This is a genomic window from Paraburkholderia terrae, from assembly GCF_002902925.1.
GTDB lineage: Bacteria > Pseudomonadota > Gammaproteobacteria > Burkholderiales > Burkholderiaceae > Paraburkholderia > Paraburkholderia terrae.
The window spans coordinates 1930760-1957259 of record NZ_CP026113.1 but is presented as its reverse complement, the minus strand read 5'-3'; the positions used below and the strand labels follow the sequence as shown (position 1 = coordinate 1957259).

At 62.2% G+C, this 26500-nt stretch carries 24 protein-coding genes; 18 read left to right on the top strand and 6 right to left on the bottom strand.

Going from position 1 to position 26500, the window contains the following annotated elements:
* Positions 1–7 precede the first annotated feature (7 nt).
* Positions 8–409 carry a nuclear transport factor 2 family protein gene (locus C2L65_RS38465; RefSeq protein ID WP_042305471.1) on the bottom strand — a complete coding sequence of 134 codons (402 nt, stop codon included), beginning with the start codon at positions 407–409 and terminating at the stop codon, positions 8–10.
* 154 nt (positions 410–563) lie between these two features.
* Between C2L65_RS38465 and C2L65_RS38460 the strand changes: the two genes are divergently transcribed.
* The 9 genes from C2L65_RS38460 (at position 564) to C2L65_RS38420 (ending at position 9781) form a co-directional block, all read left to right on the top strand.
* Positions 564–1193, top strand: coding sequence for a TetR/AcrR family transcriptional regulator (locus C2L65_RS38460; protein WP_042305497.1), 630 nt, complete (start codon positions 564–566; stop codon positions 1191–1193).
* 100 nt (positions 1194–1293) lie between these two features.
* Entirely contained in the window at positions 1294–1986 is a 693-nt protein-coding gene (locus tag C2L65_RS38455) for a hypothetical protein (protein WP_233446646.1), read from the top strand.
* Positions 1987–2076: 90 nt separating this feature from the next.
* Positions 2077–2982: a LysR family transcriptional regulator gene (locus tag C2L65_RS38450; RefSeq protein ID WP_042305473.1), complete on the top strand. Its 906-nt coding sequence runs from the start codon at positions 2077–2079 to the stop codon at positions 2980–2982.
* Between the two features lie 41 nt (positions 2983–3023).
* Positions 3024–3374, top strand: coding sequence for a superinfection immunity protein (locus C2L65_RS38445; protein ID WP_233446645.1), 351 nt, complete (start codon positions 3024–3026; stop codon positions 3372–3374).
* Positions 3375–3465: 91 nt separating this feature from the next.
* Positions 3466–3900, top strand: a complete 435-nt coding sequence (locus C2L65_RS38440; protein WP_042305474.1) for a MarR family winged helix-turn-helix transcriptional regulator — start codon at positions 3466–3468, stop codon at positions 3898–3900.
* A 97-nt stretch (positions 3901–3997) separates the two neighbouring features.
* Positions 3998–5545, top strand: a complete 1548-nt coding sequence (locus C2L65_RS38435; protein WP_233446644.1) for an efflux transporter outer membrane subunit — start codon at positions 3998–4000, stop codon at positions 5543–5545.
* A gap of 63 nt (positions 5546–5608) precedes the next feature.
* Complete coding sequence (locus C2L65_RS38430; RefSeq protein ID WP_042305476.1) at positions 5609–6784, top strand: HlyD/EmrA/EmrK family protein; 1176 nt, start codon at positions 5609–5611, stop codon at positions 6782–6784.
* A gap of 88 nt (positions 6785–6872) precedes the next feature.
* Positions 6873–8429 (top strand): DHA2 family efflux MFS transporter permease subunit, encoded by a 1557-nt coding sequence (locus tag C2L65_RS38425; RefSeq protein WP_042305477.1) that lies wholly within the window; start codon positions 6873–6875, stop codon positions 8427–8429.
* A 203-nt stretch (positions 8430–8632) separates the two neighbouring features.
* Entirely contained in the window at positions 8633–9781 is a 1149-nt protein-coding gene (locus tag C2L65_RS38420; RefSeq protein WP_103254648.1) for a porin, read from the top strand.
* 25 nt (positions 9782–9806) lie between these two features.
* Here C2L65_RS38420 and C2L65_RS38415 read toward each other — a convergent pair whose 3' ends face one another.
* The 3 genes from C2L65_RS38415 to C2L65_RS38405 all read right to left on the bottom strand — a co-directional run bounded on the left by C2L65_RS38415 (position 9807) and on the right by C2L65_RS38405 (position 12452).
* Positions 9807–10499 (bottom strand): Crp/Fnr family transcriptional regulator, encoded by a 693-nt coding sequence (locus C2L65_RS38415; RefSeq protein WP_233446642.1) that lies wholly within the window; start codon positions 10497–10499, stop codon positions 9807–9809.
* 24 nt (positions 10500–10523) lie between these two features.
* Positions 10524–11573, bottom strand: coding sequence for a 2-dehydropantoate 2-reductase (locus C2L65_RS38410; RefSeq protein ID WP_042305501.1), 1050 nt, complete (start codon positions 11571–11573; stop codon positions 10524–10526).
* 111 nt (positions 11574–11684) lie between these two features.
* Complete coding sequence (locus C2L65_RS38405) at positions 11685–12452, bottom strand: class II aldolase/adducin family protein (protein WP_042305502.1); 768 nt, start codon at positions 12450–12452, stop codon at positions 11685–11687.
* Positions 12453–12585: 133 nt separating this feature from the next.
* Between C2L65_RS38405 and C2L65_RS38400 the strand changes: the two genes are divergently transcribed.
* The 7 genes from C2L65_RS38400 to C2L65_RS38370 all read left to right on the top strand — a co-directional run bounded on the left by C2L65_RS38400 (position 12586) and on the right by C2L65_RS38370 (position 20080).
* Positions 12586–13290 (top strand): Crp/Fnr family transcriptional regulator, encoded by a 705-nt coding sequence (locus C2L65_RS38400; protein ID WP_042305503.1) that lies wholly within the window; start codon positions 12586–12588, stop codon positions 13288–13290.
* 232 nt (positions 13291–13522) lie between these two features.
* Positions 13523–15166 (top strand): fatty acid--CoA ligase, encoded by a 1644-nt coding sequence (locus tag C2L65_RS38395; protein ID WP_042305504.1) that lies wholly within the window; start codon positions 13523–13525, stop codon positions 15164–15166.
* Between the two features lie 27 nt (positions 15167–15193).
* Positions 15194–15658: a MaoC family dehydratase gene (locus tag C2L65_RS38390; protein ID WP_042305505.1), complete on the top strand. Its 465-nt coding sequence runs from the start codon at positions 15194–15196 to the stop codon at positions 15656–15658.
* A gap of 48 nt (positions 15659–15706) precedes the next feature.
* Positions 15707–17422, top strand: a complete 1716-nt coding sequence (locus C2L65_RS38385; protein WP_233446641.1) for an alpha/beta fold hydrolase — start codon at positions 15707–15709, stop codon at positions 17420–17422.
* Positions 17423–17465: 43 nt separating this feature from the next.
* The gene (locus tag C2L65_RS38380) at positions 17466–17891 is read left to right on the top strand and encodes a phasin family protein (RefSeq protein WP_042305507.1); all 426 of its coding nucleotides are present in this window, start codon (positions 17466–17468) and stop codon (positions 17889–17891) included.
* Between the two features lie 75 nt (positions 17892–17966).
* Positions 17967–18800, top strand: a complete 834-nt coding sequence (gene phaZ / locus C2L65_RS38375; RefSeq protein ID WP_042305508.1) for a poly(3-hydroxyalkanoate) depolymerase — start codon at positions 17967–17969, stop codon at positions 18798–18800.
* Complete coding sequence (locus tag C2L65_RS38370; RefSeq protein ID WP_042305509.1) at positions 18797–20080, top strand: DUF445 domain-containing protein; 1284 nt, start codon at positions 18797–18799, stop codon at positions 20078–20080. Before phaZ ends, C2L65_RS38370 begins: the two co-directional genes overlap by 4 nt.
* A gap of 19 nt (positions 20081–20099) precedes the next feature.
* On the opposite strand, the gene C2L65_RS38365 is transcribed toward C2L65_RS38370, so the two are convergent.
* Both C2L65_RS38365 and C2L65_RS38360 read right to left on the bottom strand, forming a co-directional pair.
* Positions 20100–22832, bottom strand: a complete 2733-nt coding sequence (locus C2L65_RS38365) for a helix-turn-helix transcriptional regulator (protein WP_042305510.1) — start codon at positions 22830–22832, stop codon at positions 20100–20102.
* A gap of 249 nt (positions 22833–23081) precedes the next feature.
* Positions 23082–24029: a chemotaxis protein gene (locus tag C2L65_RS38360; protein WP_042305511.1), complete on the bottom strand. Its 948-nt coding sequence runs from the start codon at positions 24027–24029 to the stop codon at positions 23082–23084.
* Positions 24030–24241: 212 nt separating this feature from the next.
* Between C2L65_RS38360 and C2L65_RS38355 the strand changes: the two genes are divergently transcribed.
* Both C2L65_RS38355 and C2L65_RS38350 read left to right on the top strand, forming a co-directional pair.
* Positions 24242–24490, top strand: coding sequence for a helix-turn-helix domain-containing protein (locus C2L65_RS38355; RefSeq protein ID WP_042305512.1), 249 nt, complete (start codon positions 24242–24244; stop codon positions 24488–24490).
* A 2-nt stretch (positions 24491–24492) separates the two neighbouring features.
* Positions 24493–25842 carry a type II toxin-antitoxin system HipA family toxin gene (locus C2L65_RS38350; protein WP_042305513.1) on the top strand — a complete coding sequence of 450 codons (1350 nt, stop codon included), beginning with the start codon at positions 24493–24495 and terminating at the stop codon, positions 25840–25842.
* Positions 25843–26500: the final 658 nt, after the last annotated feature.

Here is a 26500-nt window from a genome sequence, read left to right as displayed (position 1 = left end):
GTTGCTGTTAGCGCGGAAAGCTGTTGCCGAACATCGGCAGGCCGCTCTTGGATTCGGATTGGCTGGCTTCGTCCTGCAACACGTCCCAGTGCTCGGCCAGCACGCCGTTTTCTATGCGCAGGATGTCGGCAGCAATCCATGCGACGGGGCGTCCGTTACCGGAAAAGCGGCCATGAACGATCACGTAGTCGCCGTCCGCGACGATCACGCCGGGTTCGTATCGCAACGTCGGCGGCAGTGTCCGGATCAGGTTGAACAGACCATCGCGGCCCGGCTCGATATGCGCGCTGTGCTGGATGTAATCCGGCGACCAGAACCGTTCGGCGGCGGCATAGTCGCGCTGGTTGAAAAGCGTGTCGAATGCTTCGAGCACGAGGGCCTTGTTGGCTGCTTCGGTGGTGTGGGTCATGAATATTTCCTGTCCAGTGTGAAGAATTCACCGAAAACACAATGGTGATTGACATTGAGTTTGGGTGATTTGCCGGTCGAAGTCAATGGTGGTCACCATTGTATTTTTCGAAGGGCGCTATAATTGGGTCGACAACGGCGTGGAGCATCGAACGATGGGAGTCTCGAAACAGAAGGCGGTGGAGAACCGCAAGGCCATCATTGCGGCCTCGGAGAAACTGTTCCGTGAGCATGGGATCGACGGCGTGGGCCTGAGCGCGTTGATGAAGGCCGCGGGTTTTACGCAGGGCGGGTTCTACAACCACTTCGAATCGAAAGAGGCGCTCGCGGCCGAAGTCGTGGCGAGCGCGATGGACAAGGCCAACCGCGACCTGAAAGAAGCGATCGCGGCGCCCATTACGCGTGGCGGCAACCGGTTGAAGCGGCAGGTGGATTTCTACCTGTCCGGCACGCATTGCGGCGATATTGAACAGGGCTGCGCGGTCGCCGGGCTGACTGCCGACGTTCGGCGGCTCGGCACTGAGGCGCAATCGAATTTTGCAAACGGCCTCGAAACGATGATCGAAACGTTGACGGCGCTCGTCGCCGAACAGCGCGACGGAAGCGTGGACGCGGACGAAGCACGCCGGGAGGCGATTGCGTTCTACAGCGAGATGGTGGGCGCGCTTATTCTGTCGCGGGCGGTCGGCGGGGCGGACCCCCGGCTCGGCGAGGAAATACTGAAGGCGAGCCGGCAGACCTTGCTCAGGAACTTTGCGCTGGAAGGCAGCCAGGGCAAGCGCTGACGCATGCGGTGCAGGCGCGGTAATAGTGCTGAAAGGCCTTCCGGCGTACTATCGCTGCATGCGACACGTCCAGGCGGGAGCCGCGATGAACGAGAGTTCGGTGAGAAGATTCCGTCAGGACGAATGGAGCGAACGGCTTCTGCTCGCGATGAAGACGAGTCTGTCGGTGGCCCACGAACTCGGGTTGTCACCTGACGCCGTCCTCGACTGTGCCGCCAGGCATCTGCAGTTCGATGATTTCATGTCTTTCGCCTCCGCGATTCAGGGCGCCTCCCGGTTGCACAATTGCTGTGGGCGGCGCGACAACATCCCCGCAACCGAGGTCGCCTACATCAAGCGTCTCGCGTCGCGGGTCGGGAGCGACAGGAACGTGCTCGCGGGCACGCCGACGATGTACCCATCCGATCTCCAGACCCATGTCGAAGCGCCCGCCCAGGCATACGATAAGGTCGCTGCCGCCGTTCAGGCGTTGAAGGATGATGTGCAGCGCGCGTTTTCGCAGTGCGACGCATTGACGGGCGCGGACATGGAAGACGCGTCGGAATTTGCAAGGGCGCTCGCGGCGCTCATGCCCGTCGACGACAATGAGAAGGCATACGAGCGCGCGTTGTCGACCGTGTTGCATGTGCGGTTCGCGGTGCAGTACCAGCCCGTCCATCGCAACGTGGATGACGCGGCGCGTCATCAAGGCACGGGCGGACGAGGAGAGCCTGCAAGCTTGTCACCTCCGCCTGGCGGATGGATGCAGCGCGTCAAGGATGTCGTTCACTATCCAGGCAGGCTGTACAAATAGGCAACCAGGCGTCCGCTGAAGCCGCACAGTCAAGCCGTCCGACAGGCCGCACCAAACCGGTCGCTCCCGCACGTATAGCGAGATTTCTCCATGGACTACGTTGAAAGCCTGCGTGTTTTCCGGTCAGTGGTCGAATTGAAAAGCTTCGCGCGGGCAGCCGACATGCATGGCATGGCCCGGCCGGCAGTGTCGCGGGCCGTCTCGGCGCTGGAGGAGCGCGTAGGGTGCCGGCTGCTGCACCGGACAACGCGCCAGGTATCGCTCACCGAGGCAGCCGAGCGATTCTACGAAGGCTGCGTGCGCATTCTCGATGATCTGGACGCACTCGAAGCGGACGTCGGCAATCAGACAAAAGAGGCGGGCGGCGTGCTGCGCCTCGTCGCCCACACCACTGCGACGATGGAGCGCCTCGTTCCGCTGATTGCCGAATTCAAACGCGCACACCCGAAAGTCACGCTGGACCTCACGCTAACCGAACGCCCCGTCGACCTCGTGGCCGACGGCTACGATCTCGGCATCGTCGTGCCTTATATGTTGACGAGCGAGACGGCCGTGGTGCGGTTGCTCGAACGCATTCCCTTCATCATCGTCGCGACACCGCAGTATCTGCAGCGGGCGTCCACGCCGAAGCACCCGTCGGAACTGGCCAATCATCTCTTCGTGGCCATGTCGCCGTCGCTTCGGCGACCGAGCGTCGGCTTTCGGATCGAAAACGAGGAACTGACGATTCCCCTTCGTTTCGACGTGTCATCGAACAGTCCCGCGTTCAACCGGGAAATGGTGCTGCAGGGTTTCGGCATTGGAATCGTGCCCGTCTCGCTCATCGAGAACGAACTGGCGTCCGGCACGCTCGTTCGTCTGCTCGCCGATTTTGAGCTCACCGACATTGGCATCGAGATCCGCCTGGCTTACAGCAACAGGACACTGCTGCCCGCCAAGGTGCGCGCGTTCATCGATCACGCGACGGATTTTTTCGAGCGTACGGCGCCGCGCTGACGGAACTCGATTGATGCATCTGGAAACAACAGTTTGATGGCGTGCCAGGCATCGATTCCCACGCGTCGTTTGGCTATTCTGTGCGCATGCACTTTCAAGTGCTCTTTCTTGAAGTCGAGCGTTATCAGAACAGGTGCCAGATGCACGTATTTATGTCTTACATATTGATCGCAATCGGTGTGGGCGTTTATTTCACACCCTCGATGATCGCCAGTCGCAGGCTGAAGCAGGAAGCGGCCCGTGTCCTGCTCCTCAATCTTGTTCTTGGATGGACCATAGCCGGATGGATCGGCGCACTCAGCTGGGCGACGAAATCATTCGGCACCGATTCACGCAGCGCTGAAAACGCCGCACGGTTGAAACGCCGCTCGCTTGAGGCGGAGCGCGACTGAAGAAAGCCTGTCAGTGAGCCGGAAGATGTATTTTCAATGCTAAGGATGCCGAATATAAATAGAACACGGTATCAAATAATATCCCGTAGAAATGAACCCGATCTCATCCGAAACCGATGACTGCTTTGCCGTACGGCAGGCAGCGCGGCATATCTCGAAGCTGTACGAACGCCATCTTTCCAAGGTCGGCATTACGCCGACGCAGTTCAGCATCCTGAGCATGCTGAATCGCCATCCGAAATCAACAATGATTCAACTGGCCGACGCGCTCGTGACGGACCGGACGACGCTGGTACGCATCCTCAAGCCGCTGCTGCGCGATGGCCTCGTGATGGCGCCCGCCGAGGAGCGCGTCAAGCGACGTTTGCGCCTCACGCTCACCGAAAAGGGCCATGAAAGATTCGAACAGGCGACCGTTCATTGGCGTGCTGCTCAGGCGAATTTCGAAGTCGTGTTTGGCCAGCAGCAGGCCGTGCATCTGAGGAACGAACTGTTCCGCGTCACGCGCGACGTGCCCAACGGCTGATAACGACACGGCAACAAACTGATGCATTCCCGAGCATTGATGAGCGCCTCAACGAATCCTAGCATGTGCATATACACTTTTTAACGGATGCCGAAGCATGATCACGCAATTGAACATGAGGACATTGGAAAGCAGATCGAACGGAGGGCGACGCGGGTTGTTCGCCGGCAAACCGGCTGCGTTGCTCGCTGCGGCAGTCGCAGCATTCAGCCTGGCGGGATGCGTCAACTACGCCGGTATCAAGAGTGACAAGAAAATCGAGTCTCCTTCGACCTATGAAACGAAGCAGAGCTTGCCGGACCAGGGCGGTCAATGGCCCGCACTCGATTGGGCGCAGCAGTTCGGCGATCCACAACTGCCGAAACTGATTGACGAAGCGCTGAAGGACAACCCGACCATCGATCAGGCGCGCGCCCGCATCGAGAAAGCGACGTCCTATGTCGGCAGCGCGAAATCCTTGCTCTATCCCAACGTAAGCGGTAGTTACTCGTGGACCCGCGAACACTTCTCGGCCAACGCGATCGTGCCGCCACCCTATGCGGGCTCGACGCAAAGCGAAAACAATCTGCTCGTCAGCGCGTCGTGGGACCTCGACCTGTGGGGCAAGAATCGCGAGCGGCTTCGTCAGGCCGTCTCGAAGGAAAGGGTTACCCAGGCGGAAGCCGAAGAGGTCCGCGTGACGCTTGCTGCGTCGGTCGCAAGCACCTACAACCGCCTCGCGCTCCTTTACGCATTGCGCGACGTCGAGAGTCGCGAAGTGCGCAATCGCGAGGACATCGGGCGGATCACGGATGGACGCGTCGGCGCAGGCCTCGATACGAACGTCGAAAAGCAGACTGCGTACGGCGAAACAGCAACCAGCCGCTCGAGCGTTAGCGATCTCGACGGGCAGATCACAACGGTGCGTTACCAGTTGGGCGCGTTGCTGGGGCAGGGGCCGGACCGTGGACTGAAGGTCGCCAATCCTTCATTCGGCGCGAGCCGTGTGGTCGCGTTGCCGGACAACCTTCCGGCCGACCTCATCTCGCGACGGCCCGATATCGTGGCTGCTTACTGGCAGGTCGCTGCGGCCATGCATGACGTGAAGGAGGCGAAGGCCGAGTTCTACCCGGACGTCAATCTTTCGCTGTCGGCGGGTCTCGACGCATTTGGGTGGGGACGTTTCCTCACGGCATCGAGTCGTCAGATGCAGGCGGGACCGGCAATCCATTTGCCGATTTTCGATGCCGAGGCGCTGCGATCGCAACTGAAGGAGCGCTATGCGGACTTCGACTACGACGTGGCGAATTACAACCACACGTTGATCAACGCGCTGTCGGATGTTGCTACGCAGGTTTCGCAGATCCAGTCGACCGATCGGCAACTGGTCGACTCGCAGCAGGCGCTGGACGCGCAGACCAAGGCGTATCAACTGGCGCTGGTTCGCTACCGATCTGGACTGAGCGAGCAACTTCAGGTGTTGAACGCCGACGACAACCGTCTAGCAGCCGAAAAGTCCGTCATCAACCTGCAGATGGCGCGCCGCGATCAGCAAATCGGCCTGATCAAGGCGATGGGCGGCGGCTTCGACGCAACGCAAGCCGGCCTCGCGTCGAGCACCGACACGCCGATTCCAACCCCTTCGAACGTCAAGACAACCGACTAACCCATTCGAGCCGCCGCCATCAAACGATGGACGGCGTCGATCAAGCCTTGCTGGAGTTCAACGATGAATGCACCTCAATCCCAACCCCAACCCCGACACCTAATCGAGCCGCCGAAGAAAGCCGGAAAGCGCAAACTGCTGCTGGCGTTGCTCGCCGCTACGCTGGCTGCATCCGGCGCAGCGTACGGAGCCTACTACTACACGGTCGCGCGCTTTCACGTCGAAACGGACGATGCGTATGTGAACGGCAACGTCGTTCAGATCACCCCTCAGGTCGGAGGAACGGTGATCGGCGTCAACGCGGACAACACGCAGGTCGTGAAGGAGGGCGAGCCTGTCGTGCAGATTGACCCTGCCGATGCGCGCATTGCCCTGCAACAGGCCGAAGCGAACCTTGGCCAGACCGTTCGACACGTACACGGCCTCTACGTCAACGACGACAAATACCGCGCGGATATCGCGCAGCGTCAATCGGATCTGTCGAAGGCACAGGACGATCTGCGTCGCCGGCTTTCTCCGGGTATGACGGGCGCCGTGTCGGACGAAGACATTTCGCACGCACGCGATGCCGTCAAGTCGGCGCAGGCCGCGCTCGACGCCGCGAAGCAGCAACTCGGCGCCAACCGCGCGCTGACGGCCAACACGTCGATCGAAGCACACCCCGACGTGCAGGCCAGCGCCGCCCATGTGCGGGATGCGTACCTCGCCTATGCACGCACCACGTTGCCGGCGCCCGTCACGGGCTACGTCGCGCAGCGCAGCGTCCAGGTCGGGCAGCGCGTTTCCACCGGGACGCCGCTGATGTCGGTGGTTCCGCTCAATCAGGTATGGGTCGATGCGAACTTCAAGGAATGGCAGCTTCGGCACATTCGTGTTGGCCAGCCCGTCGAGCTGACGGCCGACGTCTATGGCTCGTCGGTCGTCTATCACGGCAAGGTCGCCGGCTTCACGCCGGGTACGGGGTCGGCGCTGGCGCTGTTGCCCGCGCAGAACGCGACGGGCAACTGGATCAAGGTCGTCCAACGGCTGCCCGTGCGGATCGAAATTCCTCCGCAGGAACTGGAGAAGAATCCGCTGCGCGTGGGCCTGTCGATGAACGTCAACGTCGACGTGAAGGATACCAACGCGGCTTCGCTGACGGCCGTCGATCCCCGTTCGACCTACAAGACCGACGTATTCGCGAAGTACGGCGACGAGGCGAACGACGCGATCGCACACATCATCGCCGCGAACGAGTGACGCGCTTGCATCTGGACCGGGCATGCGATGCACGCGCTGCCCCTTTTTCCGTATTCACGAAGGCCAGCATCACCATGTCTGGATCACTATGACGACCAAACAAACGAATCATCCTCCGCTGACGGGAGCCAAGCTTGCCTTAGGCTCGTTCGTCGTCGGCCTGGCAGGTTTCATGACCGTGCTCGACTCGTCGATCGCGAATGTCGCGATACCCACCATTTCCGGCAATCTCGGCGTTTCCGTCGATGAAGGCACGTGGGTCATCACCGTTTTTGCCGCAGCGAACTCGGTAGCGATACCGTTGACCGGCTGGCTGACGCAACGCCTTGGACAGGTGCGGCTCTTCGTGGGATCGATCCTGCTGTTCGTGCTTGCGTCGTGGCTGTGCGGCATTGCGCCTTCGTTGCCCATTCTGCTCTTTGCCCGGATACTGCAAGGCGCTGTGGCGGGGCCGCTGATTCCGATGTCGCAGGCGCTGCTGCTGAGTTCGTGGCCCAAGAACAAGTCATCGCTGGCGCTGTCGCTGTTCTCGATGATCGTCGTGACGGGACCCATCGTCGGACCGGCGCTCGGCGGCTGGGTCACTGATAGCTATAGCTGGTCATGGATCTTCTACATCAATATCCCTGTCGGATTGTTCGCGGCGGGCATGGTATGGACGCTGTACCGGCATCGCGATACGCCGTCAAAGAAAATCCCGGTGGACAAGGTTGGATTGCTGCTGCTGGTCGTCTGGGTGGCGGCATTGCAGGTGATGCTCGATAAAGGCAAGGATCTCGACTGGTTCTCGTCGAATACGATCATCATCCTGACGATCGTCGCGGCCGTCGGTCTTGCGCTTTTTATCGTGTGGGAATTGACGGACAAGAATCCGATTGTCGACCTCACGCTCTTCAAGCAGCGCAACTTTCTTGGCGGCACGGTTTCTATTGCCGTCGCCTACGGGATCTTCTTCGGGACGCTTGTTTTGCTGCCGCAGTGGATGCAGGAGTACCTCGGCTACCGCGCAGTCGATGCGGGACTCGCGACCGCGCCGCTGGGCATTTTCGCTGTGATCGGCGCGCCGATCATGGGCAAGATCCTGCCGCGTTCCGACGCGCGCATTATCGGCACGTTTGCGTTCATCGGCTTCGCGATCGTCTACTACATGCGCTCGTTCTTCTACACGGATCTGAGCGAGGGATACATCATCCTGCCTACGCTGCTGCAAGGCATTCCGATGGCGCTGTTCTTTGCGCCGCTGACGGTCATCATCCTCTCTGGCCAGCCGCCCGAGAAGGTTCCCGCCGCAGCCGGTCTGTCCACTTTCGGGCGTATGTTCTTCGGCGGGATCGGCACGTCGGTGGCGAACGTCATCTGGAATAACCGCACGATCTTTCACCATGAAATCCTGACGCAGCAATCGAGTCCGACCAACCCGATCTTCAACCAGCAACTCGATACCTACCATTCGCTGTTCGGACTCGGCAAGCAGGCCTCCTTCGCGCTGTTCGACCATACCGTGCAAACGCAGGCGGCAATGATGGGATTGAACGACGTGTTCTACGGGGCCGCCATCGTCATGATCATCATCATTCCGCTGATCTGGATCACGAAACCAGGCAAGTCCGGAGGCGCCAGCGATGCAGCAGCAGGGGCGCACTGAAGCACGCGCGTCGCGCGTATTGATTGCGTCGTGCAGGCTCTCCGTCAATTGTAAATTTTCTGGCAGTTGCCACGATATTTTCCGGGCAACGTATAGGTATGGCGCCGGGCGCTGAGCGCAGCGGGTCAGATCGTACGTAGTCGTCGTCTGATCCGTTGCTATGTTTTGCTGTACGACATAATCATAATGGTTGGAGACGAGGCATGATGAAGGTCAGGAGAATGCTGTCCAAAACCGCTCGGAGAAGCGGAATAGTGGCGGGAGTGATATCGACAGCGACACTGTATTCAGTTCCATCGAATGCACAATCTTTGGTGACGTTTTACGGCGTCGTCGATACGGGCATTCGCTACACGACTCACGCGGACCCGCAGGGCAATTCAGCTGTTCGACTCGCTAACGGCGGCGCGACAGAGAGTGTGTTTGGATTCAAAGGAACGGAAGATCTCGGCGGCGGCAACAAGGCGGTGTTCGAACTCGAAGATCGCTTTTTTCCGAACAGCGGGGTGATCGATCCCGCTTATCCATTCTTCAATACGGCGTTCGTCGGCTTGCAATCCAGCACCTATGGCAAGCTGACGATGGGGCGGCAGATCAATCCCCTTTCCGACGCGGTGTTAAGCGCCTTCATCACCAATCCGTGGTTGCCGACCTTCTATCAGTTTCGTCCGGAAGTCATGATGGCGCAGGGCGTCTGGACCAGCAACATGGTCAAGTACGCGGCGCGCTGGCAATACCTGACGGCCGAAGTATCGTATGCGTTCGGCGGCAATGCGGGCGCGTTCGGCTCGGGCAGTCAGATCGGTGCATCGCTGATTTTTCTGCCAGGCGCGCCGTTACGCCTGGCTGCCGGATACCTCGATTCGCGTGATGCCGTGAACACATCGGCGCACCTGAAGTCGTGGACGGCGGGCGGTTCCTATGCGTTCGGCGGCACCACGGTGATGGCCGGCTGGGCCGTGAACCGGCAGGACGCGAACTTTGTCGGCAACTTCCCGAATGGTCCGTTCAGCGTGCCGGAATTGACCGCGCTCAAGTTCAACACGTTCGCCGCGCGCAAGATGTTCTTCGGCGGCATCACGCAACTGGTAGGCGATTCCACGCATCTTTCGGCCAACGTGTGGCGCACGATCCAGACGGGGAAGACCCAGTCCGCCGACGGCAACACGACGCAGTTTCAGCTGGTCGCGGATTACAACTTGTCCAAACGCACGGATACGTATGTGGAGGCTGATTACTCGCTTTATCGCGGCGGCATGGTTGGCGCGCAATTCCAGGGCATCAGTGCGTTGAGTTCGGCATACGGTACGACGCAACTGGGCATCATGGTCGGATTGCGGCATACGTTCTAGGCCGCCTGAAGCCGGGCGGGAGCGATCAATGGGATTCCTGAAAGGAGCACAGCATCTCCTTCGAACAGATCTCGATCCGGCCATACCGGAGAACGATCGCGCCTTGCTCCGCCATCGCCTTGAGTTCGAGCGAGAGCGTCTGGCGCGTGATGCCGAGCATCATCGCAAGCGTGTCGTGGGAGACGGCAACCTCCGGGCGGCTCTGCGACAGCATCGTCACGTCGCCTGCAGCGAGCAGCAGCAGCCGGCGGGCAATACGGGCACGCGTCGAATGCAAGGTCGCGTCTTCGACCATGCGATAAAGCCAGTTCATGTGGATGAGTTGCAACTCAGCAACCGCGCGGAAGAAGGCCTGGTTCTGCATCAACTCGTCGAACGCCTGGGCCCTGACGACGAACAGGCTCGATCGCTCGAGCGCGACGACGTCGCGCAGGCGCGGCTGCCGGCTGGTCATCGAAGTCTGTCCAAACCAGTTGCCCGCCTCGATTACGGCGAGGATCGCTTCCTTGCCGTCTTCGCGCAGCGTGCAGGCCTTCAGCTTGCCGCATTTGAGCCCGAAGAAACCATTGGGCGCGTCCCCGCGCCGGAACAGGTATTCACCGGCGTGCAACGTAACCGGCTCGCAATGGCGCATGAGCGCCTCTTGCCCTGCGGAGGGCAATCCACTGAACCACAGGTTCGTCCTCATTGCTTCGGACGTGTCGGTGACGAGCGCCATGTGAATCGATCAACGCAATGCCTGCTACGCAGGCAAGCGTTGGCTCCTCACAGTTGCACCGCGCGAAGCAGCGCGCAGTTCGGCCAATAGTGCGTCGCCCGTCCATGAGGGACGTACCTCGCTTTGCTCGGCTTCGTGTACGAGCTGGCAGAGACGCGCGTTCACGGGTGCATCGAGCCCGAGACGATGGGCGAGCTTCACGACTTCACCGTTGATCCAGTCGACTTCCGTCGCGCGTCCCGCCGCGAGATCGTCGGACATGGACGAGCGCGCGAGCGGGTCGATGGTCAGCATCGCGCGTGCAAGACGTGCGAACCAGGTGTCGGGCAAGCCGAGGAAGCGCGGCATCCATGCGGGTGGAATGGCCGTCAAACGGGCCGGGCGAATCCCGGCGCGCGCGAGCAGCGCGAGTGTTTCTTCTTGCGCCATGCCGAGGCAGCGCCGATACGCGCGCTGCGACAGCTCTTCTTTCAGCGGCCGGTTCGACAGCGCGTTGATGGCGTTGTTCAGGTTGAGCAGCAGCTTGGCCCACTGCACTGGCAGCATGTCGGCGTGCTGTTGCAGCGGCAATCCCGCCTTCGCGAAGTCGCCGGTGAACGGCTGCAATGCGGGCGCGCGCCGGACCTCCAGCTCGCCGCCCGATCCCTGATGGTAGGCACCCGGCCCGCGTTCGATGACGTTGAACGGCACCATCCCTTCGAGCACCGTCTGGTTTGGCAAGGCAGCACGCAGGATGTCGGCGTTGCCGACGCCGTTCTGGAAGCTGACCACCACCGTCCCGGGGCGCAATACGCCTGCCAGTTCGGCCGCAACCGTCGGCGTGGCCGCGGACTTGACGGTGACGAGCACCAGATCCGCGGCGGCGGCCGCCGTGAGGTCCGTCGATACATCGATGCGCTCGGGCGGCACCGACCAGCGGCGATCGCCGAACTGCGACAGCGTCAGCCCGTGCTCGCGCAACTGGCGGCCGATGCGTTCGCGCGCGATGAAAGTGACGTCGCTGCCACCGGCGAGCAGCCGTCCGCCAACGTAGCAGCCAATGGAACCTGCGCCATAGATACAGATCTTCGCCATGCCTAGTCTCGATCGAGCCGCTTTCCGATTCTGCCGATGCGCTGGGCGGCAAGCACGGCCCATAACGTCGTGCCGCCCGGTTCCCGCATCGGTGCTTTCAATCGCTATGCGTCAGTCCGCATAGCCGGGGTTCTTCCGGTCGAGCCGTCGCAGCAGTCCCGGCCACACTAGCTGTCCGGCGCTCACGCCGCGCGTGGCTGCCGTCACCTGATTGCGGATGCCGTCGAGGATCGGCTGAGCGATCGGCAGGAGCTTGTCGCCGCCTGCCTGCGCGCGGACCTGGATCATGCACGACGCCTCGAAGAAGTACATCGCGACGAACGCATCGGCAGGCGTCGCGCCGACCGTCAGCAGACCGTGGTTGCGCAGCATCAGATACGCGTTGCTGCCGAGGTCGCGCACGAGCCGGGGCTTTTCCTCTTCGTTGAGCGCGATGCCCTCGTAGTTGTGATAGCCGAGCGACGCGAGCACCACCAGCGATTGCTGCGACAGCGGCAGCAAGCCCGCTTCCTGCGCCGACACAGCGACGCCGTTGACCGAGTGCGTGTGCATCACGCACAGCGCGTCTTCGCGCGCCGCATGCACTGCGCTGTGGATGTTGAAGCCGGCGGGATTCACCTCGTATGGCGAATCGGACACCTTGCGGCCGTCCAGATCGATCTTGACGAGCGACGACGCGGTGATCTCGTCGAACATCATCCCGTATGGGTTGATGAGGAAATGGTGCTCGGGACCGGGCACACGCGCCGAGATATGCGTGAACACGAGGTCATCCCAGCCGAACTGCGCGACAAGGCGGTAGGCCGCCGCGAGATTGACTCGTGCTTCCCATTCGGCGGGGGACACTGCGTGCTTCAGGCTGACATCAGATGAGCTCACGGCGAGACTCCTTGTTCAATGGTTGGTGCGTTGAAAACAGCGCTTCTGACTGCGCGGGCGGCCAAAGCCGTGAACGCATGATGTCGGCAATCCCGCGTAAAATCTGTCGCATAGCCGACACGTCGAGAAGTGCATGGATTCCAGGCTGCTTCACTATCGTCCTCAACTCGAATCGACGCCCTGGTTTCGCGGCCTGCCCGTCGAACTGCAGGACTATCTAATGAGCCACGCCACGCTGCTGCGGCTCGAAAAAGGCCAACTGCTGTACCGGTGCGGCGATCCCTCGTATGGCCTGTATGCCGTGCTCGAAGGCGCGCTGTCCGTCGGCACGGTCGGCATCGACGGCAAGGAATCCCTGCTCGCGGTGCTCGGCCCGACTGCATGGGTCGGCGAAATCTCGATGTTCGACGGCTTGCCGCGCCCGCACGACGCGATCGCCGTCAGCCGCGCACTGTTCATGCACGTGCCCGAAGCCGCGCTGCAAAACCTGCTCGACGCCACGCCGCGCTACTGGCGCGAATTCGCGCTATTGATGGCGCAACGCCTGAGGCTGTCGTTCAAGAGCACCGAATCGCTGGCGCTGCAGCCCGCCGCGCAACGCATCGCCAGCCGCCTGCTGCTGATCGCCGAAGGCTATGACGGCCTCAACGCGGTGCAGAGCAAGATCCGGCTCTCGCAGGACAGCCTTGCATCGATGGTGTCGCTGTCGCGGCAGACCACGAACCAGCTGCTCAAGAGCCTCGAAAGCCAGCAGATCATCAGCCTGAAGTTCGGCGAAATCCAGATTCTCGACATCGAACGGCTACGCGCGGCCAGCGTCGGCGCTTCCAGACTGTAGGCTCGACGTAAGCCGACAGCCCGCTTTTGACAGCGGTTGACCGCGCCGCCTCCCTCCATTCCCTCCAGACGCAGTGTGCCCATCCGGCCGCCGCTTGGGACTCCCCTGTTCAGGGGATGTTGCATCCCTCCGAACAAACCGATCATGGTCTCACTCGCGATGCACTGGGCGCGACAGGCCTCGACGGACCTGTGTGTGCCCGAGCCATCGCCCGACTTGTGAGGAGACAACGATGCAGGACGCCGGGCACGATTCGACGCCAACACCCTACGCTTATCCGCTGCTGATCAAACAGTTGCTGCACACGACGTTCATTCAGGCGCCGGACCAGGAAATCGTCTACCGCGGCCAGTTGCGGATGACCTACACGACGATGCGCGAGCGCATCGCGCGGCTCGCGAACGGCCTGCACGATCTGGGCGTGCGCCACGGCACCACGGTTGCCGTGATGGACTGGGACAGCCATCGCTATCTGGAGTCGTACTTCGCGGTGCCGATGATGGGCGCCGTGCTGCAGACGGTAAATGTGCGGCTCTCGCAGGCGGAGATCGCGTACACGATCAACCATTCGGGCGCGGAAGTCCTGTTCGTACATACCGACTTCCTGCCTGTAGTGGAAGCGATCAAGGATCAGCTCGAAACGGTGCGCGTTTTTGTCTGGATCGACGAACCGGGCAGCGACGCGTGCGAACACACCATCCCGTTCGCGACGGAGTACGAGGCGATGCTCGCCGCGAGCGCGACGCACTACGACTTTCCCGACTTCGACGAGAACACCCGCGCCACCACGTTCTACACGACGGGCACGACGGGCTTGCCGAAGGGCGTGTACTTCTCGCATCGCCAGCTGGTGTTGCACACCATCACGCTGATGGCCGCGCTGGCGAGCCCGGTAGCGGGCCAGCGCTTTCATCGCGGCGACGTCTATATGCCGCTCACGCCGATGTTCCATGTCCACGCGTGGGGCATGCCTTATATCGCGACGGTGCTCGGCGTGAAGCAGGTTTATCCGGGCCGTTATGTGCCCGAGCGTCTGGTGCAGCTGGTGCGCGACGAAGGTGTCACGTTCTCGCACTGCGTCAGCACGATCCTGCACATGTTGCTCTCGTGCGATGAAGCGAAGCATGTGGATCTCGGCAAATGGAAGATCGTGATCGGCGGCGGCGCGCTGCCGCACGGACTCGCGCGCGCCGCGCTCGATCGCGGTATCGACGTGTTCGTCGGCTATGGCATGTCGGAGACGTGCCCGGTTCTGAGTCTTGCGCAGCTCCCGCTGCACACGGAACCACTCGATCTCGACGAAGAAGTGCGGCTGCGCTGCAAGACCGGCTTTCCCGTGCCGCTCGTCGATTTGCGCATCGTCAACGAACAGATGGAAGACGTGCCGCGCGACGGCAAGGCCTACGGCGAGATCGTGGTTCGCACGCCGTGGCTCACGCAGGGCTATCTGAACAATCCGGAAGCGTCCGCGCAGTTGTGGGCGGGCGGCTATCTGCATACGCAGGACATCGCGAACATCGACACCACGGGCAACGTCCAGATTACCGATCGCATCAAGGATGTCATCAAGTCGGGCGGCGAGTGGATTTCTTCGCTCGAAATCGAAAGCCTGATTTCGCTGCATCCGGGCGTCGCGGAAGTCGCGGTGATCGGCATCAAGGATGAGAAGTGGGGCGAGCGTCCCGTCGCGCTCGTGGTGCTCCGGCAGGACGCGCAGGTCAGCGAAGACGACGTCAAACAACACGTGCTGGGTTTCAGCAAGACGGGGCAGATCTCGAAGTACGCCGTGCCGCAGATCGTCAGGTTCGTCGACGCGCTGCAGAAGACGAGCGTCGGCAAGACGAACAAGAAGTGGTTGCGCGAGCAGTTCGCCTGACCCGATCCCTCTCAAGGAGCAAGCACGATGAGCATCAAGGATTACAGCATCGCGACGATCGATAGTTGCGTGGGCCGCGAACTGGGCGTGTCGGATTGGGTCACCGTCGATCAGCCTCGCATCGACGCCTTCGCCGCCTGCACGGGCGACCGGCAATGGATTCACGTCGATGTAGAACGCGCGAAACGCGAGAGCCCGTTCGGCGGCACGATCGCGCACGGCTATCTGACGCTTTCGCTGCTGGCGGCGCTGGCGATCGAGATCGGGTTGATTCCTCCCGACGCATCGGCGGGCCTGAACTATGGGCTCGACAAGGTGCGCTTCATGACGCCCGTCAAGGCAGGCGCGCGCGTGCGAAGCCGCGTGACGCTGATGTCGGTGGAAAAGAAAGAGGGCGGACGGATCATCATCAAGACGATGAACGAACTGCAGATCGAAGGCGAGGAGAAACCGGCGCTGATCGCCGAGTCGCTGGCGATGCTGGTGGCGTGAGCGAAGCGACATGGATGGAGACTGGAGAAGAAGATGGCGGAGACTGAAATGAGCATCACAACAAGTACAACACAACGCACAGCGCAAAGCGCCCCGCCGGACGACCTCGCAGCATCGGCTGCGGAGGGCATGCTGGGACCGAACCCGTTCGTCGGGCTGCGCCCGCGCGACATTCTGGCAACGGTGCAGCAGATCGGCGCGCAGGCGCTGCGTCAGCCTTCGCTGGTCGTCGAACAGGAAGCGGCGCTGGTTCGCGATCTGATAGCGGTGCTCGGCGGCAGCGCGGACAGCAAGCCGCCGCAGGGCGACAAGCGGTTCACCGACCCCGCGTGGCAGGACAACGCAATGTACCGGATGACGATGCAGGGCTACGTCGCATGGCGCAACGCGCTGACGGGATTCGTCGACCGTTCCGCGCTCGACGCCAGAACGAAGGAGCGCGCGCAGTTCGTGTTGTCGCTCTTCACCGATGCCGTGTCGCCGACCAACACGCTGCTCGGCAATCCGGCGGCGCTGAAGAAGGTAATCGATTCGGGTGGCGCGAGCCTGCTTGGCGGCGTGCGCAATCTCGTGACGGATATGCTGCAAAACCAGGGCATGCCCGCGCAGGTGGACAAGACGGCGTTCAAGGTGGGCGAGAATCTCGGCACGTCGCCGGGTGCGGTGGTGTTTCGCAATGAAGTGCTGGAGCTGATCCAGTATGCGCCCGCAACGGAGCATGTCTATGCACGTCCGCAACTCATCGTGCCGCCGCAGATCAACAAGTTCTACGTGTTCGATCTGTCGGAAGGCAAGAGCATCGTCGATTATCTGGTGAAGAACGAATTCCAGACATTCGTCGTGAGCTGGCGCAACCCGACTGCGGAGCAAAGCCACTGGGATCTCGATACCTACGTTGCCGCGCTGCTCGAAGCGATCGCGGCGATCCGCGAGATCACCGGCAGCGACGACGTCAATCTGCACGGCGCGTGCTCGGGTGCGATGACGATTTCGGCGCTGCTCGGCCACCTCGCGAGCCGCGGCGACAAGAGCGTGCATGCCGCGACGTTGATGGTCGCGGTGCTCGACAACACGGCGGACTCGCAACTGGGTCTGTTCGCCACGCCGGAAGCGATTGCGGCCGCGAAGCAGAACAGCGTATCGAAAGGCGTGCTGGCCGGTGAGGAAATGGGCCGCGTGTTTGCATGGATGCGACCCAACGATCTCGTCTGGAACTACTGGGTCAACAACTATCTGCTCGGCAAGGCGCCGCCCGCGTTCGACATCCTCTACTGGAACAACGACGCGACCCGCTTGCCCGCGCGCATGCATGGGCAACTGCTCGATATTTTCACGGGCAACCTGTTCAGCAAACCGCGTGCGTTGACCGTGCTGGGCACGCCGATCGACCTGTCCGAGGTGAAGTGCGACACCTACGTGGTGGCGGGCATGACCGATCACATCACGCCGTGGAAGGGCGTCTACAACACGGCGCGCATTTTCGGCGGCGAGACGCGCTTCGTGCTGAGTTCGGCCGGGCATATCCAGAGCCTGATCAATCCGCCGGGCAATCCGAAGGCGAAGTTCTTCCTCAATCCGACGCTGCCCGCCGACGCCGATGCGTGGCTTGCCAATGCCCAGCCCGAGAAAGACTCGTGGTGGGGCAACTGGAGCAAATGGCTCGCGGAGCGTTCCGGCGAGCGGCGTTCCGCACCCGCCTCGGTCGGCAGCGTGCGGCATCCCGCAGGCGTGAAGGCGCCGGGAACCTACGTCCTCGAAGCATGACATTCACACATTTCTTTAACGCAGTCCCTATGGAGTATTGACGATGGAATCGACCAGCAAGAACAGCATTTTCACCGAGTACACGAAGCTCTTCGGACAGTTCAAGCTGCCCGGCATCGATATCAGCGCGATGGTCGAATCGCGCCGCAAGGATATCGAGGCAGTCGCCGAAGCCAACACGACCGCGCTGGCAGGCGTGCAGTCGCTGGCGCAGAAGCAGTCGGAGATTCTTCGTACGTCGCTGGGAGAACTGCAGGCGTTCGTCGCGCGGTGTACGCAGCCGGGCGGACAGTCCATCGCCAACGCGGGCGACACGGTCAAGCAAACGCTGCACAAAGCGCTCGTCGATGTGCAGGACCTCGCGGACACGGCTTACCGCGCGCAGTCGGACAGCGTCGCGGTCGTGACGAAGCGTGTCGCCGAGCGTGTCGAAGAGCTGAAGGCGCTGCTTCAACCGAAGAAGAAGTAATACTGCACAGCGCGTGCGGTACACCGGCGCATCGAATGCAACACTCGCATCCAGAAGAACATTTGGGAGATAACAATGCACATAAACCCTGAATCTGCCTGCAGCATGCAAATCCGAACGATCGACCTCGATGGCCAGACATTGCGTGTCGCAACGTGGCAGGGCAGCGACGCATCGCCGCCGCTGCTCATCTTCAACGGCATCGGCGCGAATCTCGAACTGGTGGAACCGTTCGTCGCCGCGCTCGACGATGTGAGCGTGATCATCTTCGACGTGCCGGGCGTCGGCGGTTCGCCAGCGCCCGTCGTGCCGTACCGCTTTTCGACCTTGTCGGTGCTGGCCGACAAGCTGCTGACGCGCCTCGGTCACGACGGCGAAGTGGATGTGCTCGGCGTTTCGTGGGGCGGCGCGCTCGCGCAGCAGTTCGCGCGTCTGTATCCGCGACGCTGCCGTCGGTTGGTCCTTGCAGCGACTTCGCCGGGCGTGCTGATGGTGCCGGGCAAGCTGTCGGTGCTGTCGAAGATGATCGGGCCGCGCCGCTATACCGATCCGGCGTACCTGCAGGAAGTCGGAGCGGACATTTACGGCGGCGCATACCGGCGCGATCCGTCGCTGCTCAAGGCGCACAGCCGGCACATACAGCCGCCGCGCGGACGCGGCTACCTGTATCAACTGCTCGCGGCATCGGGCTGGACCAGCCTGCCGTGGCTCGGCTCGTTGCGCCAGCCGACGCTCGTGATGCACGGCAGCGACGACCCCATCGTGCCGCTGACCAACGCCAGAATTCTCGCAGCGCGGATTCGCGATGCGACGCTTTACGTGATCGACGACGGTCACCTCTTTCTCATCTCGCGCGCGAATGAAGTCGCGCCTGTCGTGCGCCGGTTTCTGCGGCAGGAGGAGAGTTGAGTTTCTTCGTGGGCGGCGACAACGGCGCGCGGCCGGCAGCGCCCAACGCACGCGAAGACGACAAGGTTCACGGCCTGGATCGCATGCGGCGAACAGCGACGGCGCTGCTCTTGCTGATGTGCGTCCTGTTGCTGGCGTGTGTCGTGTGGCAGGCCGATCACGCGTGGCTCGCATGGCCGCGTGCGTTCGCCGAGGCGGGGATGGCGGGCGCGATCGCGGACTGGTATGCCGTCGTCGCGCTGTTTCGCCATCCGTTGGGTCTGCGGCTGCCGCATACAGCGATCATTCCGCGCAACCAGCCGCGCATTGCGGTGAGCCTCGGCAGTTTCGTCGAGGAGCATTTTCTGCAGCCGGAATTGATCATCGGCAGATTGAGCGGCCACAATGCGGCGCAGGCGCTCGCGCTCTGGCTCGCGCAGCCGGAAAACAGCCGCGGCGTCACCAACGTGATCGCGGACTCGCTCGCGGGACTGCTCGACGATATGGATGAAGCCGACGTCGCGTGGTTGTTCGACCGCGTCGTGGTGCCGCAGTTACGCACGCTCGATATCTCCCGCGTGGCAGGCGACGCGCTCGATGTGCTCACGCAAGGCGACCGGCATCGGCCGCTGCTGGATCATGGACTCGTTGCGCTCGAAAAGTGGTTGACGTCGAACGCAGACCTGATCAAGGCCAAGTTCAGCGAAGCATCGCGGTACACGCCCGCGCCGCTCGATGCGTACATTGTGCGCAAGTTCATCGAGGGCATTCTCGCGCTGCTGCATGAAGTCGCGGCGAGCCCGGACCACCCGCTGCGCCTTCAGTTCGACGAGGCCTTGCAGACGCTGATCGTGCAGTTGCGGACGTCGGCGGCGCATCGCCGCTTTGGCAAGTCGCTGCTGCGCGACTGCGTTCGTCATTTTCGGCGTCCCGGCCGCTATCGCGCACTGCTCGACTGGCTGCGTACACGCGTTATCGCCGATCTCGGACGTGAGCAGTCGGCCGTGCGCGACACGCTGGCGCGTGGGCTGATGTCGCTTGGCAGGCGCATCGGCCGCAAGCCTTCGATCCAGCGCAAGCTCAACGCGTGGTGGATCGCGCTGGCGCGTGAACTCGTGGTGCGCTATCGGCATCTGTTTTCCGCATTGATTACCGAGGTCGTCAAAAGCTGGAACGCGGATGAAGTCAGCCGCAAGATCGAAGTGCAGATTGGCCGTGATCTGCAATATGTGCGGATCAACGGCACGTTCGTGGGTGGGATGGTTGGTGTGCTGATTCACGCTGTCACGTTGGCCGCGTGACGAGATGCGGGCATCAGCATCAGCCCGCGGCAACCAGTCCCAATGCCTGCGCGCGTGCAACGGCCTGGGCCCGCTTGTCGACGTTCAGCTTCACGAAGATATTCTTCACGTAGGTCTTGACTGTCTCGGGCGAGATGCCGAGGGTGCGTGCGATTTCCTTGTTCGACTGCCCCTGGGCAATCAGCTCGACGATGCTGCGTTCCCTTGCGCTCAACGCTTCGCGCACCGTGTCGCTAGCGGGTTTCGCGCCGGGCTCGTGCAGCGCGCGCCAGCCATCCAGCAGACGGTCGAGATACGCGAGCGTCTCCTTCGTCGTCGAAGTGGAGCGCGTGTCGTCGCGCACTGCTTGCAGCAGCGGGCCGATTGTCGCGCCCTGGTCGATGATCGAGCGATAGATGTCGTGACTGGTATTGAGCACGTCGCGAAAGATCTCGACGGCGCGGGCCTGATCGTTTGCGCGCATCCACACGAGCGCGAGCACCGTGCGCAAGCGCAGCGCGAGATAGTCGTTATGCCGGCTTTCGACGCTGCGCAATGCGGCCGTGATCGACTCGACGGCTTCGTTGGTGCGGCGCTGTTCCATCGCCAGCGAACCCACGGCGATAGCGCGGAAGGTGTCGATCTCCGGCGACGCCGGCTTCGAAGCAGCGGCGCGCGCGTCCGCCAGCTGATCCAGATGCACGACACATGCGGCGGCTTCCGTGATCCTGCCTTCCCTCAGATAAAGCCGCGCGCGCTCGACGTGAACGCCGGCGATCATCCTGTCCCAGCCGCGCATATAGCCGAGTGATTGCGCATGATCGAGCAGCGCGTAGGCGTGCTCGAAGTTCGCACGCGAAATGGCGATCCGCACCAGCACCCGATAGGCGAAAAACGTGCTGTCGAGCAGAACGGCCAAGTCGATCAGCGGCATCAGATCGACGAGCAGCGCTTCGGCTTCGTCGAGCCGCCCCTGCTCGTACCAGATTTGCGCGATCATCGGCGCGCACAGCACGGCCGCAATCGACTTCGGGCCCGAATGACGCTCGGCGAGCCGGATCGACTCGGTGAAGTAGCGTTCGGCGAGCACGAAGTGCATCTGCTGCATCTCGGCGTGACCGAGCAGGCAGAGCCGGTAGACGGACGCGAACACGTTGCGCTGGTCTTCTTCGATCGAATAGGGAATCCACGGCGTCGCGTACAGCGCGCCGAGGTTGCCTGCTTTCCAGTGCCCGAAGCGCACCACGTTGGAGGCGACGTTGGTGGTCCAGCTGTCGGTTGACGGATGTTCGAGACACGTTTGCGCGATCGCGAGCGCGCGCGGCGCATCGTCCTGCAAGCCGGCAATCACCGAGCGGATCGCCTGGCATTCCCAGCGGATGTTACGGGCGCCTTCGTCATTGCCTGCGCCAGCGTCATGCTCGATGTCGTCGAGCATCGCCAGCGCTTCGTCGAAACGCAACGCGAGCGCCATGCCCCATGCGATGGCGAGCGTGATCCCGACTTGCCCGCGCATCAGATGGGCCGGGAACTGGCGTTGCCAGCCAAGCAGCGTGAGCAGATCGCCTTTCGTGACGAGCGTCATTGCGCAATGGCCCATCAGCGAGACGGCGTGTTCCGGATCGCCCGCGGCGATCGCATGCCTGACAGCGTCCGTCCATTGCTCCTGTTCGGCATACCACCGGCATGCGCGCCGGTGCAGGCCGGCGACTTCAGTGGGATGCTGGACTTCGAGCCGTCGCCGCAGATATTCGCCCATCAGATGGTGATAGCGAAACCAGTGTCCTTCGATGTCGAGCGGTTCGAGCAGTAGCTGGCGCGTGGAGATCGATTCCAGCATGTCCTGCCCGGCGGCCTTGCCCGTGACGGCCTCGCATAGCGGCGCGCACAGGCGATCGAGTATCGAGGTGCGGAGCATGAACCCAACCATCTCTGCGGGCAGCCGCCTGAGCATGTCTTCGAGATACGCGGCGAACGGCCGTGATGCGCCGGATGGCGGGCTCATGTCCTGAAGGGTTTTGCCTTCGTCACGCGAGAGTACCGACGCGGAAATGCGCAGCGCGGCCGCCCAGCCTTCCGTGTGGGCGAATAGCGACTTGATGGCGGCCGCGTGCCGGCCGCCTGGGCATTCGTGTTCGACGAAGCTGCGGGTTTCGTCGATGTTGAAGCGCAGCGCGGCGGCATCGATTTCCATCAATTCGTTCTTCGCGCTCAGCTGCGCGAGCGGCAGCGGCGGATCGGTGCGGGTGCAGAGTACGACATGCGTATTCGACGGGATGTTCGCGATGAAGTACGCCATCGCATCGTGAATGGCAGGCTGGCCGATCAGGTGATAGTCGTCGATGAACAGATAGATTTCATCGTCGACCTCGAACAGTTCGTTGATCAGCGTCGACCCGATCGACTGGGCGGGCATGAGCGACGCTTCGGTTGTCAGGCTGATTGCGGACGCGCCGACATTCGAACAGGCGTTGTGCAAGGCCTGCGCTAGGTGATGGAAGAAGCGCGCGGGTTCGTCGTCATCGCCATCCAGCGAAAGCCACGCGACGACGGCGCCGCTCGCAGTGAGCCGATTGAGCCACGCGAGCGCCAGCGATGTCTTGCCGAACCCCGCGGGCGCCTTGATGACGGTGAGCCGCCTGGATTCGGCCTTGTCGGCGAGTGCGACGAGCCGTGGCCGGTCGATCAGGCCGGCGGGCAGGCGCGGTGGATAAACCTTCGTGGCGAGGAAGAGGGGCGGGCTCGTGGGCGACACCGCTTCTGCTACGTGCATCGGCTGCTCCTGGCGTTCGGATTGACCCTGGGTGCCATTCCCTGTTCATGCGAGCGCGCTTACTGCACAGGATTATTGCGCTGCGTCACGACAGGGACACGATGAGTTCCAGCGTGTCGATCGATGTCACTCACCGATGTCACTCACAATAGTACGCCCAAAGTCTCGGCCAGCTATTTGACGCGTTGGTTCTTCGTGCGGTTCACTCCAGAGAGAATGTCCGCACGGCCAGCGCCTTTAGCAGTCAGATCACGCGCCGATCGCGTGCCGAATGGTCTCTGCCAGTTCTGCAGCCTGGAACTTGGCCACATAGCCGTTGGCGCCCGCGTTTCGCACGTGCGCTTCATTTGCCGCGCCTGTAAGCGACGAATGGATCACGACGGGAATATCCCGTGTGCGTTCGTCCGCCCTGATACGCCGCGTCAGCGTGAAGCCATCCACTTCGGGCATCTCCAGGTCGGTGAGCACCATCGATACGGCATCGCGCAAGCGTGTTTTGTTCCGCTTTGCTTCATCGGCGAGCTTGACGAGGATCTGCCACGCTTCCTCGCCCGTCTTGGCCATGATGCATTCGGCGCCGATGTCGCCGAGCGCCTGCTGAATCATTGTGCGCGCGAGTCCCGAGTCGTCCGCTGCGAGGATTCGGGTGCCCGGCGGCACCTGAAACGCGGCCGTTTCCGGGGCCGCCGGTTCATGCTGATGGGCGGGAAGCACGTCACGCAAGACCTGCTCGACGTCAACCACCTGAGCCAGGCGCGAATCCCCCGTGTTGCCGTCGATCCTGGCAATGCTGGTGACGAGCCCCGACCCGGCCGCCGCCTCAGCCGGAAGCACCTGATTCCAGTCCAGTCGCACGATGTCGTCCACTTCCTGCACAGCGAACCCCTGCGTCGTGCGGGCGAACTCGGTAACGAGCAGGATGTTCAGGCCACGCGTGGGTTCGCAGCCCATAAGCTTCGGCAGGTCCACCACCGGGATGATCTGCCCGCGAATGTTGACCGCGCCCATCACACAGCGGGACGCGCCAACGATGGGCGTGATGACCGGCATCGTGAGAATTTCGCGGACCTTGAACACGTTGATACCGTACAGCTCGTGCGCGCTGTCGCCCGGCACGGTGCCGAGCCTGAAAAGGAGCAGTTCGAACTGGTTTGAACTGGTCAGGGTCGTGCGGGCTTCATTCGATTGGTGGTCCATCACTTGGCTCTGTGGGTTTCACGGGCGTAAAGCATGCGTTTCCCGGTCACTTGTATATCGGCGGGGCCGCGGAAAACATGAACGTCCGCGATATGTCGCGGTAACGCTTTTATCACTGCCCCTTACCCGTCACACAACTAATTTGCAAATACCCGCCATACGCGTAAAATACATTTACCTGCCAAACAGGTAACCTGTATAGGCGCCCCGCGATGAAACGCACGTTGATCAATCCGCACCAGCTTGGCCAGATCCTGCGCACTGCAAGGCGCGCGAAAGGGCTTTCGCAGGCCCAGGCTGCGTCGCGCGTGGGCTTGAGCCAAAGCCGGCTCTCCGCGATCGAACTCAATCCCGACTCGATCACCTCGGAGCAGCTTTTCGCGTTGCTGGCCATGTACGGCCTCGAACTGAGCGTGCAGACACGGCCCGCCAGCGCGGCGCCGACCCAGGAGAACTGGTAGCCATGGGCCGCCCGTCTCATGCACGCGCGCTGTCGGTGTGGACCAATGGTCTGCGGGTCGGCACATGGCGCATTCCATCGCGCGGCGACATGGAGTTTCAGTACGACCGCGACTGGATGGCATCGCCTGCCGGGAGGCCGCTGTCGCTCTCGCTGCCGTTCGGCATCGACGATGCGCCGTTGCGCGGCGAGCGCGTACGCAACTACTTCGACAATCTGCTGCCCGACAGCGAGCCGATCCGCCGGCGTCTTGCCACCCGCTTCAGGACGGCCACGGCCGACGCCTTCGACCTGCTCGAAGCCATCGGCCGGGATTGCGTGGGCGCGGCGCAACTGCTTGCCGAGGATGCGCAGCCGGAAGGATTCGACCGTATCGAAGGCACGCCGATGTCGGACGACGAGATCGCCGAGATGCTCGCGCGCACGGTTACGTCGGGCGGTCCGGGGGCGGGGCGCGACGACGAATACGACGACTTTCGCATCTCGCTCGCGGGCGCGCAGGAAAAGACCGCATTTCTATGGCACAAGAAAAAGTGGATGCGCCCACACGGCGCAACGCCCACGACGCACATCTTCAAGTTGCCGCTCGGACTCGTTGGCAACAAGAAGGCGGACTGGACGACGTCCGTTGAAAACGAGTGGCTATGTCTCGCGCTGTTCAGGGCGTTCGGCTTGCCCGCACCGAATGCGGACATCCTGAACTTTGGCGACCAGAAAGTGCTGGCCGTCGAGCGCTTCGACCGGCGGCTTCATCCTTCGAAGAAATGGATCTTGCGGCTACCGCAGGAGGACTTTTGCCAGGTGCTGGGCAAGCCCTCGCATCAGCGATATGAAGCGGATGGCGGTCCCGGCATGATCGACATTGCGGGTGTGCTGCGTCAATCGGAGCGACCCGACGCCGACCTCGAGACCTTCCTCAGCGCGCAGATTCTGTTCTGGATGCTGGCGGCACCGGACGGCCACGCGAAGAACTTCAGCGTGCATCTGATGCCGGGCGGGCGTTATGCGCTGACGCCGCTGTACGACATCATGTCGATCTGGCCGGTTGAAGGGGACGGCGGCAATCAATGGTCGTGGCACAAGGCGAAGCTCGCGATGGCGGTGGCCGGTAAGAACCGGCACTATCTGATGAAGGATATCCAGCGCCGTAACTTCAACGCGATGGCGGCGCGTTGTTTCTACGGGTCTGACGCCGAGCCGTTGATAGGCCGATTGATCGATGCAACGCCCACGGCCATAGATGCGGTCGCCGCCGCGATGCCAGCCGGTTTCCCCGAGCGTGTGGCCGAGCGTATCTTCGACGGGCTGCGGATATCAGTGGAACGGCTCGCGGCGATGCCACCGGGCGTTTGAACGCGACGCCCTCGCGCTTTTCGATTCGAAGTGGCGCTTGTGCGGCGCGACGGCCTATACATGGTTTGCCGCTAAAGGATCGCGTGCGGCGACGCGGGGTGTTGGGTTTGGTTTGCTTGTTCTTGCGCGGGCATCCGCGTATTGCCTTCGTGCTGCATGCGTCGCCCCTGTGGGTTTGCCTTTGCGCTGGCATCCGCGATTTGTTAGCGTGGTTCAAGCGTCGCCCCTGTGCGGGGCGGCACCTACTTTTCTTTGCCGCCGCAAAGAAAAGTAGGCAAAAGAAAGCGGCTCACACCGCCAGTTCTAGTGTTTGCCTGAGGGCCCCCAAAGGTTCCTACGCTTCACACGGCAGCATTTCTGTTCGCGTTGGTTGCCAACGCTTCGAATGAGCGCCTCACCCGCTTCGAATACCCGTACTCGGGCAAACGGCAGCGAATGGTATGTGCCGCCCAGGTGGCAAACTGTGTGTAGGTTGTCGCGGCGTATAGCTCCGCGCTCTTACATCGAGGCGTGCGCTATCGGTCCGAAGTGAGGCGTGTGGAGCACAAGGGGCCGACACACAGTTTGCCACCTGGGCGGCCGTGGCATAACTGGCACGGCGTGCTGTAGTGCGAGAGCGTGAAGCGGGTGAGGCGCACCGCAAGAGCGCTGGCAACGA